Genomic DNA, 15,982 nt, shown 5'->3' with positions numbered 1-15,982 from the left:
CACCCGACCGTGCTCACCCGACCGTGGCGACCTTCCACGCCGAGTGGATCGCGCCGTGGATGTAGCCCACCTCTCCGGCGTCGCCGATCACCTCCACCTCGACGCCGGCCTCGCGCAGCTGGTCGGCCAGGGGCGCGGAGGCAGTGGTGCCGTCGGCATAGATCACCATGTCGGCCGGAGCCGAGGCGGCGTTGCCCTTGCGGTCGGTCCACTGCACGTCGGACTCGGTGATCCGGGTGACGGTGACCCGGCGGTGGATCGCCACCCCGTGCTCGCGCGCGTGGCGGACGGCGGTCCACCGGCGCGGCATGGCCAGGGGCAGTCCGAGCTGCTGACCGTCGTGCAGCAGGGTCACGCGCCGACCGCGCTCGGCCAAGAACTCGGCCAGCTCCAGTCCGACCAGCGAACCGCCGATCACCACCACGTCCTTGCCCATCGGGAGCGCGATCCTGGTCAGGCAACGAATCCACGCTGGTCGCTTGGTGATGCCCGACAGGCGGCCGAGCCTCCCGATCACCCGCAGCGCCAGCCCGGCCTCGTCGGCGGTGGCCGTGCCCAGCATGGTGGCCCGCAGCGAGTCGCCGGTGTGCACGTGCGGCAGGTCCCCGCCGGGGATCTGCGGCGCGGGCCGCACGGCCCCGGTGGCCACCACCACCCAGTCGGGCTGCAGGGAACGGAGGGAGTCCAGCGTCGCCTCGGTGTTCAGCCGGACGTCGATGCCCAGGCGATCGATCTCGGCGGCGAACCAGCGGATGAGCGGCTCGTTGTCCGGAGTCGTGAGGCTGGAGAACCACATCGTGCCGCCGAGCCGGTCGGACTTGTCCACCACCGTCACGCGGTGACCGCGTTCGGCCAACACGCGGGCGGCCTCCAGCCCGGCCGGACCCGCGCCCACCACCACGACGTGGGTTCGGGCCGGCGCCGGAGTCAGCGGCAGCAGCCTCTCGTTGCCCAGCGCCGGATTGACCGCGCAGAAGGGGGTGTCGTCGAAGAAGTTCTCGGCCACGCACAGGTAGCAGTTGATGCACGGTCGCACCAGCTCGGGTGTGCCGGCGGCCAGTTTGTTGGGCAGCTCCGGATCGGCGAGCAACTGCCGGCCCATGGCGGCGAAGTCCACCTTGTCGTCGTCGATCGCCTTCTCCGCGACCTCCGGCAGCATGCGGCCCACCGCGATCACCGGCACCGACACGGCCTGCTTGATGGCCGCCGCGTTGTCCAGGTACGCGCCGACGGTGTCCGGCAGGGGGCCGTCGGTGAAGTTGTCGAAGGGGTTGCGGCCCCACCCGGTCACATGGATGGCGTCGGCGCCCGCGCGCTCGAACATGCGTGAGGCCTCGATGGCCTCCTCGAGCGTCAACCCGCCGTCCTGGCCGTACTCCTCACCGGACACCCGCACCAACACCGCGAGCGTGTCCCCCACCCGCTCCTTGACCGCGGCGATGACCTCGCACGCCAACCGCGCCCGGTTGGTCAGCGACCCGCCGTACGCATCGGTGCGCTGGTTGTCGCGGCGGTTGAGGAACACCCCGAGGATGTAGCCGTGCGCCACGTGGATCTCGATCGCGTCCGCTCCGGACCGGGCGATGCGGTCGGCGGCATCGGCCCAGGTGGAGACGAGCCAGGCGATGTCCTCGCCGGTCATTTCCCGGTAGACCGTCTTCTTGCCACCGGTGGCGGCGCCCATCCTGCCGAGCTCGTCGGGGGTGCTGTCGGCCAACGCGGAGTAGTCGTAGTCGTAATCGGGCGCGCTGGGGGCGATCACCGGCCGGTCGTTCGCGATGTCCACCCGCGCGACCTTGCCGTGATGCGTGGACTGCACACACAATTTCGACCCCGCGGCGTGGACGGCGTCCGCCAGGGCCGTGAGCCCGGGGAGGAACCTGTCGTCCGAGAGCCCCGGTTCCTTCATCGACGCGGCGCCGTGCGGGAAGGCGATCGCGCACGCGCCGGTGATGATCAGCCCGGCACCTCCGGCGGCGCGGGCGACGTAGTGGTCGATCTCCCGCTGCTCGATCTCACCGTCCTCCGAGACGTTCATGTCCATGGCGGGTAGCACGATGCGGTTGGCCGTGGACATGGGGCCGATACGCCCGGGCGACAGGAGACGAGGGAAGGAGGTGAGGGTGGTCACCCTGAGGAGAATACGCGGGGGTTGACGGGTGTCAAGAACAGGTTCTAGTTATCGCCGGGCGGGGCGACGCGCTCGTGACGCAGTGCGTCAGGAGCCCATGCCGAACCGGGCCGCGAGATACGGCAGCAGGCCCATGCACTCGGGCGTCAGGGCCAGACAGGACGCCTCACCCGGCCCGGGGCCGAAGAGATAGCGCAGCGGATTCTCGATCGAGCCAGAGGGAAACACGATGTCGCTCCTTACCAGTGCGGGTGCGGTGCCTTACACGCGAAATCGAACCCTACCGGTGACCCGTTACGCTGCGGCGGCCTTCACGCTGGCACGGGACGCGAGTTGTTACGGTGAGCGCACTCCACCGTCGGAAGAGCGCCTTATGATCCGTCGCATCCTCGCCCAGTGCACTGTCAGCGATATCGCCCGCGCCGAGCAGTGGTACTCCCTGTTGTTCGATCGCGCCCCCGACCTGCGGCCCATGCCCGGACTCAGCGAATGGCACCCGGGCGACACCTTCGGACTACAGGTGTGGTCCGAGCCCGAGCGCGCAGGCCACTCGACCGTCGTCCTCGACGAGACCGACCTCGACGCCGCCGCGGCCCGGCTGACCGCGAGCGGCATCGCCCACGATGGCCCGGTCCCGGGTGGCAGCGCACGGATCCTCCTGCTGAGCGATCCGGACGGGAACCGGGTCGTCATCACCGGGCAGTGACCCTTGGGCGCACTGGGAACCTGGTTCCTGGTGGCGGGCTAGGCTGACCGCTCGCTGACCTGCGATGCCCTGGACCGCCCGTGCAGGGCACCCCAGGTCAGCGGCGTCACGCCCGCCGCGCCCCGGCCCACCCCGGCCCGCGCACCAGGTAGCCGACCCGGTCCTTCCAGGTCTCGGATCGGAACACGTCTCGGGCGATCGCGATCCACTCGTGCGAGGCGATCCGCGCCGGGTTGAACGTATCGATGTTGGTGGTCAGCCCGTAGACGACCTTCTGCCCCTCGGGCTCGAAGGTGCCGAACAGGCGGTCCCACAGGATGAGGATGCTGCCGTGATTCCGGTCCAGGTACTCGCGGTTGCTGCCGTGGTGCACTCGGTGGTGGGCGGGTGAGTTGAAGACCCGCTCGAACGGCCCGATCGACCGGATCACCTCGGTGTGGACCCAGAACTGGTAGATCAGGTTGATCGCGCGGGCGTCCTGCACGAGCGCCGGCCGCACGCCCAGCAGCGAGAGCAGCCCGTACGGCACGTAGATCGTCAGCGCCTCGGCCACCGGCTGCCGCAGTGCGGTGGAGAGGTTGTAGCGCTCGCTGGAGTGGTGCACCACGTGCATGGCCCACAGCCAGCGGCTCTCGTGATCGAAGCGGTGGTTCCAGTAGTAGATGAAGTCCCACCCCAGGATCGCCACCGCGTAGGCGAGCGGACCCGTGCCCAGATCAAGCGGGGAGAGGCGGAAGAGCCTCTTGCCGGCCGTCTGCGCACTCCACAACGTCGAGACCGTCACCACCGCCGAGGCGAGCGACGTCACCGCCGACCCTCCGGTGATGCGTCGCAGCGCGGGCGGCACCTGGGCGGTCCCGGGGACGGGATCCGGGTCGGAGGTGAGGACCTCGTCGTCGTCGTTCCCCTTCGCCCGGCCTGACAGGGGCGGTTGGCTTGACAGGGGTGCTCGACTCGAAAGGGATGACGACACCCTCGACGGCAACGCGCCCGCCCTGAGCAGACCGGTGGTCCGGGTGCGCCGCACCACGTCTCCCACCGTCGCTGCGGCCGCCGCCGCGAGGGACAGGCCCATCAGCGCCTTGGCGTACCGGCCGGTGCGCGGGGTGACGGGGGCGAGCAGCGTGTCCGCCACGTACGGAGCCACCAGACTGCCCACGCCCATCGACAGGCTGGCCATGGTGTCGGCGAACTCGTAGTCGCCGGCCCGCTCCCCTTCCGCCGGATTGCGGGACTGCCATGCGTATTCGGCCGCCATCGCCGCGATGAAACCGGGGATGGCCAGGACCGTCAGATCAACCTTCACGCTCTGAGGATATGACGTGGGTCACTGTGGCGCGAGGGCGGGAGCCTCGGGTCGGGCCGACGTTCCCTGTGCCCCTTTCAAGATATAGCTGGTGGGGGGTCTTGCCGCAAGACCCCGGTGGGGGCGCACACTAGCGCGATGCCACCCCTGCCGACCAGCATTTTCGCTCTCCCCGACCACCTTCGGAGCAAGGCCGATCCGGCCCTGATCGCCGCCGACGAACAGCAGTTCTCGGCGATCGCGGACTGCCTCGCGCAGCGGGTCGCCGACCTGTCGGCCCGCCTGGGCGCCCGTCGCCGCGACCCGGCCGGTACCGGCGCCCAGACCATCGACCGCGATGCGGACATCCGCCGCCTCGTCGCCGAACTCACCACCCTGCGGCGCTTCGGGTTGGACCTGTGCATCGGGCACGTCGCCTTCACCAGGGGCGCCGATCCGGTCTACGTGGGCCGCATCGGGCTGATCGACCCGACCGGCACCCCCCTGCTGGTGGACTGGCACTCGCCGGCCGCCGAGCCGTTCTTCGCCGCGACGCTCGCCCGGCCGATGGGCGTGGCGTACCGGCGGAGGTACAGGTGGTCGGGCGGGCGCATCGTCGACTACTGGGACGAGGTTCTTGACGACGACGACGAGGCTGGCACCCGCACCGCCCTGGACGACCAATCGGCGTTCGTCGCGAGCCTCGGCCGGGTGAGGACCGGCCGGATGCACGACGTGCTGGCCACCATCCAGGCCGACCAGGACGCGATCATCCGCGCCGACTCCTCGGGCGCACTCGTGGTGGACGGCGGCCCGGGGACGGGCAAGACGGTCGTCGCGCTGCACCGGGCGGCGTACCTGCTGCACACGGAGTGCGCTCATGGTGCTCGCGCGATAGGGCACTCGACGCCGCCGAGGGTGTCGACCGGCCGGGGCGCCCGGGCTGGTGCTGCCGAGGTGCCCGGACGGTTACGAAGCGACCGGCTCCTCGGCCATCGGCGCCACCGCAGGCCCCTCGGTCTGCGCGGTGTTGCGGACGAACCACGCGCCCACCACGGTGATCAGCGAGATGATCGCGCCCACCAGCAGCGCGTTGTGGACGCCGGTCATCTGCGCGGCCACGTCACCCTCACCGGACTCGGCCCCGGCCACGATGCCCAGCGTCATCACCGTGATGAACAGGGCGGTGCCGGCGGCCGCGGCGACCTGCTGCAGCGTGTTGAGCAGCGCGGAGCCGTGCGAGTACAGGTGCGGCGGGAGCGAGCCGAGCGCCGAGGTGAGCAGCGGCGAGAACAGCAGCGCCAGGCCCACGCTGAGGATCATGTGCCACACCACCACGATCGCCAGCGACGACTCGGCGGAGAATGAGACGTACATGCCCCACAGGCCGGCGGCGGCCAGGATCGAGCCCGGGATGATCAGCGGGCGCGGGCCGATGCGGTCGAAGAGCCGACCCACGAACCAGCCGAGCACGCCCATGAGCAGGCCACCGGGCAGCAACGCCAGGCCGGACTCGAGGGTGGTGGTGCCCAGGACCTGCTGCATGTACAGCGGCAGCAGGATCAGGGTGCCGAACAGCGCCATCATGGACAGCAGCATCAGCGAGAGGCTGACGGTGAAGGTGCGGAAGGTGAAGGCCCGCACGTCGAGAAGCGCGTAGTCCTTGAGCGCGAGCTGACGCCACACGAACACCGACAGCGCGGCCACGCCCACGAGCACGGGCACCCACGGGGACACCAGCGCGTTGTCGTTGGCCGCCTCACCGAAGGAGCTCAGGCCGAAGATCAGGCCAGCGAAGCCGACGGCCGAGAGGACGCCGGAGAAGATGTCGAGCGGGATCGCGCGGGTGGCGGTGACGTTGCGGATCAGCGTGGCGCCGGCCACCAGCGCGAGCACACCGATGGGCAGGACGCACCAGAACATCCAGCGCCAGCTCAGCACGTCGAGCACCAGGCCGCCGACGGTCGGGCCGATGGCCGGGGCCACGGCGATCACGATGGAGATGACGCCCATGGTGCGGCCGCGACGGTCCGCGGGCACCACGTTGAGCACGGTGGTCATGAGCAGCGGGATCATGATCGCGGTGCCCACGGCCTGCACCACCCGGCCGGCGACCAGGATCGGGAACACCGGCGCCAGCGAGGCCAGCAGGGTGCCGAGGGTGAAGGTGGTCATGGCGATGATGAACACCGTCCGCAGCGGCAACCGCATGAGCATCCACCCGGTGAACGGGATGACCACGGCCATGGTGAGCATGAACGCCGTGGTGAGCCACTGCGCGGTGGCGGCGGTGACGGCGAACTCCCCCATCAGCTCGGGGATCGCGACCGACATGATGGTCTCGTTGAGGATCACCACGAACGCCGCGGCCACGAGCAGCGCGATCAGCCGCTTGGTGGCGGCGGGCAGCGGCGCGGAGCCGAGGGCGGGGTCGGGCTGGGCTGGAGAGAAAGCAGCGGCGGATGACTCAGTCGTCACGGGAATCCTTAGACATTACGGGGCGAAACAAAGTGGGAAGCCCGGCGAGGCCTGACGGCGCGCACGGGAACCCTCGCACTGTACTGCAGGAAGTTCGACAGGCTTTGCTGATGTGACCACCATTACTGGGGCGGGTGGGCCGGTGGGGCACAATCGACGCATGACCGGGATCGGCACCGCCCGACGTGGCGAAGTGGAGACGCGCACCCTGCCGGAGTACGCCGCGGGCGGCGCGTCGGGTTTAGATCTCCGGCAGCACGCTAGGCGGCCGGGTGCCTACCGAGGTACTCATCGATGGCCGCCCGGATGACGGCGCTCATCGGCTGCCCTGTCCGGTCGGCATAGTCGGCCAGACGGCGCCGATCGGACTCAGTGAGTCGAACAGCGAGCGGACGGGTCTCCTCGACCGCATCCCCTCGCCGGGGCCGACCGTGACGGTAGTCCGGGCGGACTTCCGCCGGGGAATCGATCACGTCGTACTCGCCAGCCTCTACGGCGTCCGCGAGACGCGCATAATGCGCTTCACGATCACCTGTCTCGCTCATCGTTTCTCCCGCTGCGTCCTCTGACTACGGCTGACGCCGTCGGACAAGTCAAGGTTCCCTCCGGTGGCCTCGAGCACTTCGCGCGCCACTGCCGCGGTCAGAAGCATCGCGTGAAACACGTGTAGCTCCTCTCCGCCCACCCGGTCGACCACGACCTCAATCAGAGCTCCGCCGTCCGGGTCTCCGACCATACGAAGCAACTTCGCCTGAGGCCCCGTGCGTGGAGCTAGTCGATATCGAACGATCGGATGCTCGAGGACGGCCCTGATCTCCGCGTCTGTGATGCCGTGTCGGCGCGCGGAGGCGTAGATCACGACCTTCACTCCGAAAACGTATCACAAATTAGGACGCAGGAACATGCTCTCTTACCTTCGGCTTGACTCTAATCATTACCGATGGGCCACAGCCGCCCTCAGCCGCGCAGATCCTCTGCCTCTCTTAAGTACGCATTCCGAGTGCACGCCCTCCCGCGACTCGCGCGCCCGGAATGGACTGAAGACGCCGCACACGTCGCGGGGGGCTCGCGAAGAGAGGGCCGACGCCAGGGGGCTCGCGTCAGAGCCGAGGCTGGCTCAGAGCTCCGGCAGCCGATCCGCGCCCCAGCTCAAGCGGATCAGGTCGGTCACCCGGGCGATCTCCTCCGCCGTCACCGACCCGGTCTCGCCGGGCTCGAGGGTGTCGAAGTGGAAGATGTAGAGCCGCGAGGCGAACTCCTCGAACGGCAGCGACGACTCGCCGAAGCGTTCCCCGTGGCCGGCGGTGCTCACCACCACCCCGTTGCCCCAGTCCTGGCCACTGTCGTTGTTGGGGTTGAAGAAGTAGACGCGCATGGTCTCGTCCGGATCCAGCGCCACCCGCAGGATCGTGATGGCGTGCCAGCCCACGAACCGCGCGGAGCTGTCGGTCACGGCCACGCCGGCGGGCTGAGGGTGGATCAGCGGCTGGTTGCCGTTGTGGAACGGGTGGTAGCTGCCGTAGAAGTGCCGCAGGAAGTCCTCGAGCCCGGTCAGCCTGCCGGACTCCACGTCCACGTTGATGCGGAATCCCCGCGCGGCCCACCAGCCGTGGAACTCGGGGTTGACCCAGCGGTGGGGGTCTCCCTTTCGGTCGGCACAGAGCCGGCCCATCTCGGCGTAGATCCGGTCCAGGTGCGGCACGACGAGCAGGGAGACCGGGTCCAGGTCGAGGGGGAGCGTCTCCGCCAGGCCCGCCTCGAGCTCGCGGGAGGACAGTGGGCGGCCCTCGAAGTGCATGACCACCTCGTTGTCCCGCGCCGCCCAGGCGATGGTCTGCAGCAGGTAGTCGGGGTCGTTGTACGCCCACATGGACAGCGCGCGGGCGGACTGGCAGGTCGGGTTGTCACCCTGCCCCACGCCCAGGGGCTGGCCCAGCATGGACAGCGTCCCGGACAGCAGCCAGATCCTCCCCGGATGCTCCGGGCCGTAGGCCAGCGCCAGGCGCTCGTTCGCGTAGTCCGACAGGGGCAGGGCCAACAGCCGCCACAGTGCGGGCGCGACGGCCGGCTGGAACAGGATCCCGCGCTCGAGCAGCAACGCCAGTCCGTAGACCGACTGCGCGGTCTCGGGGTGGACAGCCGCGTCGATCAGCGCGTCGACGAGGCCGTGGAAGCACAGCAGGCTCTCGCGGCCGGTGCTCGACAGGCCGAGCGCCTCGCTGAGCAGGAAGCTGCCCTTCTCGCGCAGGAACCGCAGCAGGACGGGGTGGTACGCCGAGACCAGTCCCGTGTCGTGCATCGACCGCGCGAAGCCGGCGGCCTCGTACTGCAGGGCCCCCTCGTCCATCGACTCCAGGCGGGAGCGGTAGATGTCCACCCCGGGGTCTTCCCGGCTCGCCTCGGTGGTGCCGTAGATGCTGCTGATCAGCCGGTCGACGCCGAACCCGCCGGTGCTGGTGTCCACCTCGGGGTCGTGGCGCGCGACGGCGATCTGGGTGATGGTCTCCTTGATGTGGTCGACCTGGATCGGGCGTTGCCGCAGGATCCGCCAGATCTCCTCGACCAGTTGGTCGAGGACGGTGTCGTAGCCGATCGACTCGGCAATGTGCGTCAGCGACGTGCGGGTCACCTTGGCCATCCGGCCCTGCTGCACCCGCTCCGCCTCGGTGGCTGCGGTGAACAGCAGCGAGGCGTTGGCGGCCAGGACCTCCTTGAGGTGCTGCAGAGCCTCCTCCGCCGACACGTCGGGGTGCGCGTACTCCCCCTTGGCTACCGCCACCAGGCGGAGGTCGCTGACGATCTCCATCACCGCCGTGTCGGCGTTGGGGCTGCGGAGCGACCCGGTGCTCAGCGCCGGGACCAGTGAGCTCGGTGACGCCCAGTCCGTCCCCTCGTACAGTCCGGCGGACTCGAGCTCCTGTGCCATCGACTGCACGGCCCGCGCGCCACCGTCCTGGAGCAGGACCAGGCGCAGGCCGTCGAGCACGCGCCGCTTCGGCGTGGACTTGCCCACATCCCCGGCGTCGGCGAGGGCCCTTGTCGCGTCGACGAGAGAGGCCACCCGCTTGTCGAGTACTCGCGTCGCGTCGGACGCATCGTTAGCCACTTGGGTTCACTCTCCAGATCTCCCGGCGGCGTCGACCGCCCCCGGTACCGTACCCACGCCGACCTCTCGCACGATCGGTCACACGTAGAAGTCGAGCTCCTCTTGGCGCGCCAGCAGCGTGCGCATCTCGTAGGCGTCGTCGCCGAAGAAGTAGATCAGCCCCCAGTGGGTGCCGAACGCGGTGCGCTAGGTGACGGTCTCCTCCACGGGTGCGGTGAGTTCGTGGGACTCGAAGTACTCGTGGTCCTCGGTCTCCTCCGGGATCTCGAGCGTGGAGACCACCCGGCGCCGCGGGTAGACGCCAAAGCAGCCGGCGTGACCGGTGGCGTCGACCACCTCGCGCGGGAAGAAGGCGGTGATCTCCTCCTCGGTGGTCTTGGGGTCGAACGCCAGCACCAGGCCCTGGTAGGCGTTGAAGCCGTAGGCCCGCTCGAGCAGTTCGAAGACCTTGAACCCCGGCGGGCGGTAGGCCACCTCGCCGAAGTACATCTCGCCGTCGCTGGTGACGAAGTACTCGGGGTGCACGAACCCGAACTTGATGTCGAAGGTCTTGATGAGCTTCTCGATCTGCCGCGTGATCTCCGGCCGGTACTTCTCGAGTTCCGGCGAGGCCGGCACGAACACCGAGTAGCCGAGCGTGACGTACTCGGAGATGTTGAGGAAGACGATCTTGCCGTTGTGCACCCAGGCCTCCACGGCGAATTCCCAGCCGTCCAGGTGGGACTCCATGAGGACCGGGAACTCCTCGTCGGGAATCGTGTCGACCTCGTCCGGGGTGCGGATGACCCGGTGGCCCAGGCAGCCGGCCTTGTCGAAGGCCTTGAGGTGGATCGGGTCGTTGGGGTCGCCGTCGAGCTTGAGCAGCGTCTGGTTGACGCGCTTGAGAAAGCGGATCACGTCGTCGCGCTCGTGGGCCTCCTCGAAGATCCCCACGCGGATCCCGCCGAGCTGGGCGCGGCGCTTCATCAGCGCCTTGTCGCGCAGCAGCAGCGCCTGGCCGTACAGCGTGGGGTTGTCCATAAGCATGGAGTTGATCGCGCCCGCCCACTCGACGGTCTCCTCGAACAGCGGGATCGCCACGTCGACGCCCATGTCCTTGAGCGTCTCGGCGATCTCCATGGAGCGGTCGTTGAGTCGCTCGAAGTCCCACGGGACAAACGGGATGTTGTGCTGCCTGCAGTAGTCCGCCGCCCACTCCGGGGCCACCACGACGTAGCGGCGATCGAATTTATCCACCGCGTCGACCGCGTTCGGCGCCCATCCGAGTAGCGCCACGTAGCCCTTGGAAGGGTCGCGTCGTGTCTCGTTGGGGTCGTGAGTCGTCTGCGGACTCGTATTCGCGTCGCCGGTCATCGATTCTGCGGTGGGAATCTGCACGCTGAGGTTGCCTCCTGGGTTGGGGCGCGGGCTGGTGGATCACCAACCTACCCAAGAGTGAGTGGGCTGCGCTGGGATAGCCCGACCGCACCGTCCCCATTCGGAGTACCCGCAGCAGCGAATACCGGACGTGTTCTTGTCACAGCGCTGGCACAGACCGAACTACCTTCGCGACACCGGCTTGTGGTGGGACAACTGGGTCCCGTGGCGACAACGGGCTGGGGCGCACTGTTCGTCATCGCGCCGCTGATCGTGGCGCATTTCCTGCTCTGTGCCGAGCCCGGCGCCGAAGACTCGATCTGAACAACGGCCCTGTCGGCGGTCGCGCTGACGAGACCGGCCGATCCATTCCACATCGGTCGTCTTGGCCTGACCAATGAGACCGATTCTCCCCAATCAGCAGACTGTTGCACCCCAGCCGCCGAGCCACCCCCGCCGTCCGGAGGGGCGTATTGTACTGGCCGTTCATATGGATGGTCAAACGGGCGAGGTGTAAACTCCCACTTCCGAATCGAAGTCCTAGATGACGACGACGAGGTGGCCACTCTCGTAAGCCTGGCGGATCACTCGGCTTTCGTATCAAGCCTGGCCGGGCCGCATACCGACCGCCTGTGGGGCATGACGGCGACCCGGGGTCACGACGTGGCCAACAGAGCCTTCAACTCCTCGGCTAGGGGACCCAGATGCACATCGATGATCGTCCACACAACGCGCAGGTCAACTTCGGCGTAGCCGTGTGAGATCACGTTGCGCAGGCCGATCAGGCGATGCCAACCCTCGGACTGGTGAGCTGAGTAAAAGTCCGGACAGTGCCGACGGATCTTGGAGAGGTTCTCCCCCACCTCTTGCAGCCGCATGCAGATCGCGTCCTGAGCCATCGGCGAGGCGAGAAACTCGACCTCAGACGCAGGGGCGTAACCGGCAGCCCTCTGAGCAGCGGCGACCGCCATGTCGAGGTACGGGATCGGGGATTTCATAACGCGAGCTCGACCAGTTCAGGCTCCACGAACGGCCGGAACGGTGCCTTGATCGACGTGAGGACGTCGAATGGTCGGCCCGCAACCCTCTCCAGAGCCTCGGACAGCCGGAATATCGCCCCGTAGTCGACCGGACCGTCCATCTCGACGAGCAGGTCGATGTCGCTCGTGGGCGTCAACTCGCGGCGGGCCGCACTTCCGAACAGCCGAGCCCGCCGTACGCCGAAAGAACGCAGCACGTCGAGCACGGCCTGCTCTTCCGGCAGGTCGTATGTGGCGTTCGTGGCAGCGACACCCATAGCTTTTAGGCTACCGGCACCTCGCACACCGGGACGGTTCCGACCGACCGGCAGCGGGAACGACCGGCGCCGCGCGTATGTGCCGGTCAGGAAGGCGAGTGTCTAGTGACGACGAGGTGTTGGGTTTTCGACCAGTGGTGCACACGATCGAGTGGCGTTCATGTGCCACCTGTCCGGCAGGGCAGGCGTTCCAGTACCCAGGCCCAGTCGATCCGCTCCTGCTCCAGCCTCACTCGTTCGGCGAAGCGGTCGGAGACCAGGTCGTCGTAGACCGCCGCCTCCGCCGCCGTCAGTCGATCGAGTCTCGCGCTGGTGGGTGAGGCCTCCTGTCCCCAACGTTGAGGGTGCGCGTGGAGGGTCTCGAGGTCCATGAGGAAGGACCGCACCCGCGGCAGGTGCGTGCGCAGGCGATGGAGGATGGCGAAGCCGTGTGTGTCGAGGTCGCCCCAATAGTGCACGTCGGCCACTCGAAGCGCGTCCCAGCGGCCGAGGCGGGCCACGTCGAATCCCTTCCCCCAGATCAGCACTCCGTCGTCCGGGACGGGCAGCGTGAGGTAGGTGACCTCGTTCTCCACGATCACGGCCGTGGTGAAGGACATGCCAAGTCCGTCGAGTTCCTCCGGTCGCACGGACAGTTCGGTGACCGACATCGGCGCGACGCTGCCCGCCATACGGAACCGGACGTACTCGGGCTTGGTGCGCAGGCCAAGGTCGTGGAGAAACGAGGTGGCGTTGCGTGAGACTCCGAGGAGCCCTGCGAGAACTGTCCGATGACTCTCGACGACCTTGGTGTCCACTCCCGGGGCATCGATCTGCCGCAGGTACCTGCCCGTCCCGCGGGCGTCTTCGAGCCAGCTGTACGCCGCGAGGATCTGCGGCCACTCCTGTGCATGGTCGAGCGCGGCGACGGGTCTGGCGAGCAGCCAGTCCCGCACCGGCGTATCCGGGGCCGCTGCCAGCATCTGTTCGAAGCTCACCACCTGCGTCCGGACTCCGAGCAGTTCCCATGCTTGGTCGAACCGGGTCACCACGGCATGAGTGGGAATCTGATTGCGTCCGAATTTCCGGCCGCCTACCGCCGTGTACCTCAGCGTGTATCGGCTGCCGTCGCGACTGCCGGCCTCGAGTGCGGCCATCCACTCCTGCACCTCGCCGAAGCGCTCACCGAGCTCGGACGTTCTCGGACCTCCGAGTGGGATCTCGAGTGGAGTGAGCGTCTCCCCGCGGGCGAAACCCCGGAGCAAGGTGCCGTCGACCCACCGCCTGTGCACTTTCTCGCGGACCGCCTCCGGCGTGGCCCACTTCCGCGCGCCGGCGACCATCACTCTCCGCCGCGCTGGCGGTGGTACTCCTCTGTGGACATCATGACGAGCCTCGAATTCCTGCCCTCGACATTGTCCACATACCCGATGGAGCGCACGTACGGTGCGATCACGTGCACTTTCTGCAGGGGCGTGACGATCAGCAGCTGGATGCCGAGCTTGGCGAACAGCTCGAGGGCGTACCGGGTGGAGGCGTCGGAGCCCCGGCCGAACGCCTCGTCGATCACGGCGAAGCGGAAGTCACGGGCCTTCTCCGCGCCCCACTCCAGGCCGAACTGGTACGCCAGCGACGCCGCGAGGATGGTGTAGGCGAGCTTCTCCTTCTGTCCGCCCGATTTGCCGTCCGAATCGCGGTAGTGCTCCCACTCCTCGTTGGTCTCGCGGTCGCGCTCCGAGGCGGAGAAGGTGTACCAGTTGCGCACGTCCGTGACTCGCGCCCGCCACGTCTTGTCAGTCTCGCTGTGGCCCTCCCGGCCGCGGAGTCGCTCGAGGATCGCCCGCACCTCTTGGTACCGCTGCTCGGAGTAGCGGTCGTCGCCGCCGAGGGTGTCGTCGGTGACCGCTCGCAGGTCGGATCGGAACTCCCGCACATCCTGGTTGACCGTGTTCTCCCGATCCAGGCGCACGTAGCGTCCGGGATTGAAGTCGATCGCGCCGAGAGCCTCGTTGATCTTCTCGATCTTCTGTTGGATGTCGTCGGCCTGGCGCTGCAGCCAGTTGTGGAAGCCGGCGAGTTCGCGGATGGCGTTCTTCTTGAGCTGCTCCTCGAACTCCGCGATGAAGCGCGGCAGATCGTCCTGGGCCACCTGCGCGTGGAAGCGGATGTACTCCCCGCGCGCGTCGACCGAGGCGTCCATCTCGGTGGTCTGCTCCGGCCAGCGTCGCCGGATCTCCGCCATACCCTGCTGCAAACTGGTGGTGTAGCCGTTGAGTTCGCGCTGGGTCTGGCCGGTCTCCTTGTCGATTTCGTCAGACAGTCGTCGTTCGTGGAGTTCGGCTTGATCCGCGGTCGTCGACCCCGCGCGGCCCTGTCGTGTCCGGAGTCTGGGGTAGATGTCCGCCGCTGCTGCGCGGATGTCCGCCGTCAGCTCGTCGAGGCTGCGCCGGTCGCGGTCGATCTGACTGCTCTCCTGGGCGATGCGGCTTTCTCCACTGCCCTTCGCCTCGCCGAGAGTGTCCTTGGTCTGGCTGAGCTCGTTCACTCGTGTGTCGACCTCCGCCACGCGTCTGTCGATCTCGGCCAGTTCACTACTGCCCTCGAGCAGGCGACGGCGCTCGGCATCGGCGGCGTCCGCCCGCGATCGGGCGTCCTCCCAGTCGAGATCGCGCCACGAGGGATAGTCCGCCACCCGCGAGAGTGCGGTGCGCCGCTCCCCCACCTCGTTCTGCTCCCGCGACACCGATTCGAGTTGGGCGGCGAGCCGCTCCACTGATCGGGTGAGGTCGCCGCGCCGCTCCTGCAGTGCGGCGATCTTCTGCTCGTTGCGCCAGCCCAGCACCCAGCCGCGGGGATCGGCCGCGGACCGCCGGTCGTCCTTGACGTGATGGTTTCTGGACCGCACCTGGCCCTCGCGAGTCACCGCCCGCTCGGCGTGCCGGAACTCCTCCACCGTGGTGGCGCAGAGATGGTCCGCCCGGGCGAACAACTCCTTGCTCAGGTACCCGCGCAGCGGTGTGTCGGCGATCTCCACCGTGTCGGCGAGCAGCAGTCCGTCGGAATGGGGGCGCTGCAAGGGCAGGTGGCGCTCCGGAACCCGCTCGTAGGTCAGGCGGACCCCCATCTCGCGACCGTCGGAGCGCCGGGCGGTCAGCCGGCGGGCGTTGACCCATTCGGCGACATCCGCGTAGTACCGCTGTGGCACCAGCAGCGAGACCGCGAATCCGCGCAGCACCCGCTCGGCGGCTCCCCGCCACTGCGCGTGCTCTTCGGACACGTCCAGGAGCTCGCCGGCGAACGGGAGCTCCTCCTCCGGAACTCCGAGTTCGGCGCAGAGGGCGGACCGCACCTGGAGTTGTTCGGTCGGCAGGTTGCTGCGGCGGGTCGCGAGGCTGGCCAGCTCTTCCTGCACCTCGCGGAGCTGCGACTTCTCCTCGCCGTGCCCGAGGACCAGCGCGTCATACCGCTCCTTGAGCTCGGCGATCTGCGTCTCGATCTCTGCCTGCGCCCGACCGACCTGGACGGCGAGGTCCGCGAATCCGGCGGCATCGCCGACCGGGTCGAGGCCGGCCCTCGCGACGGCGTCCTCGAACCGCTCGCGCCTGGCTCTCCGCTCCTCGGCCTGCGCGGCCGCGTCGCGGGCT

At 68.5% G+C, this 15,982-nt stretch carries 12 protein-coding genes and 2 pseudogenes; 2 read left to right on the top strand and 12 right to left on the bottom strand.

Annotated elements, in window-relative coordinates; all coding sequences use genetic code 11:
- Positions 1 to 13: 13 nt before the first annotated feature.
- Together G6017_RS02250 and G6017_RS02245 are read right to left on the bottom strand one after the other, a co-directional pair.
- Positions 14 to 2,131: an FAD-dependent oxidoreductase gene (locus G6017_RS02250; protein WP_347237926.1), complete on the bottom strand. Its 2,118-nt coding sequence runs from the start codon at positions 2,129 to 2,131 to the stop codon at positions 14 to 16.
- 87 nt (positions 2,132 to 2,218) lie between these two features.
- Positions 2,219 to 2,359, bottom strand: a complete 141-nt coding sequence (locus G6017_RS02245) for a hypothetical protein (RefSeq protein ID WP_179525730.1) — start codon at positions 2,357 to 2,359, stop codon at positions 2,219 to 2,221.
- A 145-nt stretch (positions 2,360 to 2,504) separates the two neighbouring features.
- On the opposite strand from G6017_RS02245, the gene G6017_RS02240 reads away from it, so the two are divergent.
- The gene (locus G6017_RS02240) at positions 2,505 to 2,837 is read left to right on the top strand and encodes a VOC family protein (RefSeq protein ID WP_182615708.1); all 333 of its coding nucleotides are present in this window, start codon (positions 2,505 to 2,507) and stop codon (positions 2,835 to 2,837) included.
- Between the two features lie 106 nt (positions 2,838 to 2,943).
- Here the strand turns inward: G6017_RS02240 and G6017_RS02235 are convergent, their stop codons facing one another.
- Positions 2,944 to 4,143, bottom strand: a complete 1,200-nt coding sequence (locus G6017_RS02235; protein ID WP_182615706.1) for a sterol desaturase family protein — start codon at positions 4,141 to 4,143, stop codon at positions 2,944 to 2,946.
- A 138-nt stretch (positions 4,144 to 4,281) separates the two neighbouring features.
- Between G6017_RS02235 and G6017_RS17385 the strand changes: the two are divergent.
- Positions 4,282 to 4,713, top strand: a pseudogene (locus G6017_RS17385) (AAA family ATPase); the annotation flags it as partial.
- A 378-nt stretch (positions 4,714 to 5,091) separates the two neighbouring features.
- Here G6017_RS17385 and G6017_RS02225 read toward each other — a convergent pair.
- From G6017_RS02225 to G6017_RS02185, 9 genes and pseudogenes are all read right to left on the bottom strand, one after another.
- Complete coding sequence (locus G6017_RS02225) at positions 5,092 to 6,600, bottom strand: DHA2 family efflux MFS transporter permease subunit (RefSeq protein ID WP_182615702.1); 1,509 nt, start codon at positions 6,598 to 6,600, stop codon at positions 5,092 to 5,094.
- A gap of 260 nt (positions 6,601 to 6,860) precedes the next feature.
- On the bottom strand, positions 6,861 to 7,145 hold the full coding sequence (locus G6017_RS02220) for a ribbon-helix-helix protein, CopG family (protein ID WP_182615700.1): 285 nt from the start codon (positions 7,143 to 7,145) through the stop codon (positions 6,861 to 6,863).
- Positions 7,142 to 7,468 (bottom strand): hypothetical protein, encoded by a 327-nt coding sequence (locus G6017_RS02215; RefSeq protein ID WP_182610914.1) that lies wholly within the window; start codon positions 7,466 to 7,468, stop codon positions 7,142 to 7,144. Before G6017_RS02215 ends, G6017_RS02220 begins: the two co-directional genes overlap by 4 nt.
- Before the next feature lie 249 nt (positions 7,469 to 7,717).
- Positions 7,718 to 9,706 (bottom strand): hypothetical protein, encoded by a 1,989-nt coding sequence (locus G6017_RS02210; RefSeq protein WP_182615698.1) that lies wholly within the window; start codon positions 9,704 to 9,706, stop codon positions 7,718 to 7,720.
- Between the two features lie 78 nt (positions 9,707 to 9,784).
- Positions 9,785 to 11,059: pseudogene (locus tag G6017_RS02205) on the bottom strand (ATP-grasp domain-containing protein).
- Between the two features lie 659 nt (positions 11,060 to 11,718).
- The gene (locus tag G6017_RS02200) at positions 11,719 to 12,060 is read right to left on the bottom strand and encodes a HepT-like ribonuclease domain-containing protein (protein ID WP_182615696.1); all 342 of its coding nucleotides are present in this window, start codon (positions 12,058 to 12,060) and stop codon (positions 11,719 to 11,721) included.
- On the bottom strand, positions 12,057 to 12,359 hold the full coding sequence (locus G6017_RS02195) for a nucleotidyltransferase family protein (protein WP_179525742.1): 303 nt from the start codon (positions 12,357 to 12,359) through the stop codon (positions 12,057 to 12,059). The genes G6017_RS02200 and G6017_RS02195 overlap by 4 nt, the downstream gene beginning before the upstream one ends.
- 158 nt (positions 12,360 to 12,517) lie before the next feature.
- Positions 12,518 to 13,681, bottom strand: coding sequence for a Wadjet anti-phage system protein JetD domain-containing protein (locus G6017_RS02190; protein ID WP_182615694.1), 1,164 nt, complete (start codon positions 13,679 to 13,681; stop codon positions 12,518 to 12,520).
- A partial coding sequence (locus tag G6017_RS02185; RefSeq protein ID WP_182615692.1) for an ATP-binding protein occupies positions 13,681 to 15,982 on the bottom strand: 2,302 nt, incomplete at its 5' end. The genes G6017_RS02185 and G6017_RS02190, both read right to left, overlap by 1 nt.

The organism is Dietzia sp. B44 (assembly GCF_014145245.1).
GTDB classification, from domain to species: Bacteria; Actinomycetota; Actinomycetes; order Mycobacteriales; family Mycobacteriaceae; genus Dietzia; species Dietzia natronolimnaea.
This window is presented reverse-complemented; position numbering and strand designations above follow the sequence as displayed.

Bases quoted from the DNA above. Each gene is read 5' to 3' on its own strand.
- G6017_RS02240 (WP_182615708.1), top strand. From the start codon at position 2,505: ATGATCCGTCGCATCCTCGCCCAGTGCACTGTCAGCGATATCGCCCGC.
- G6017_RS02220 (WP_182615700.1), bottom strand. From the start codon at position 7,145: ATGAGCGAGACAGGTGATCGTGAAGCGCATTATGCGCGTCTCGCGGAC.
- G6017_RS02200 (WP_182615696.1), bottom strand. From the start codon at position 12,060: ATGAAATCCCCGATCCCGTACCTCGACATGGCGGTCGCCGCTGCTCAG.
- G6017_RS02195 (WP_179525742.1), bottom strand. From the start codon at position 12,359: ATGGGTGTCGCTGCCACGAACGCCACATACGACCTGCCGGAAGAGCAG.
- G6017_RS02190 (WP_182615694.1), bottom strand. From the start codon at position 13,681: ATGGTCGCCGGCGCGCGGAAGTGGGCCACGCCGGAGGCGGTCCGCGAG.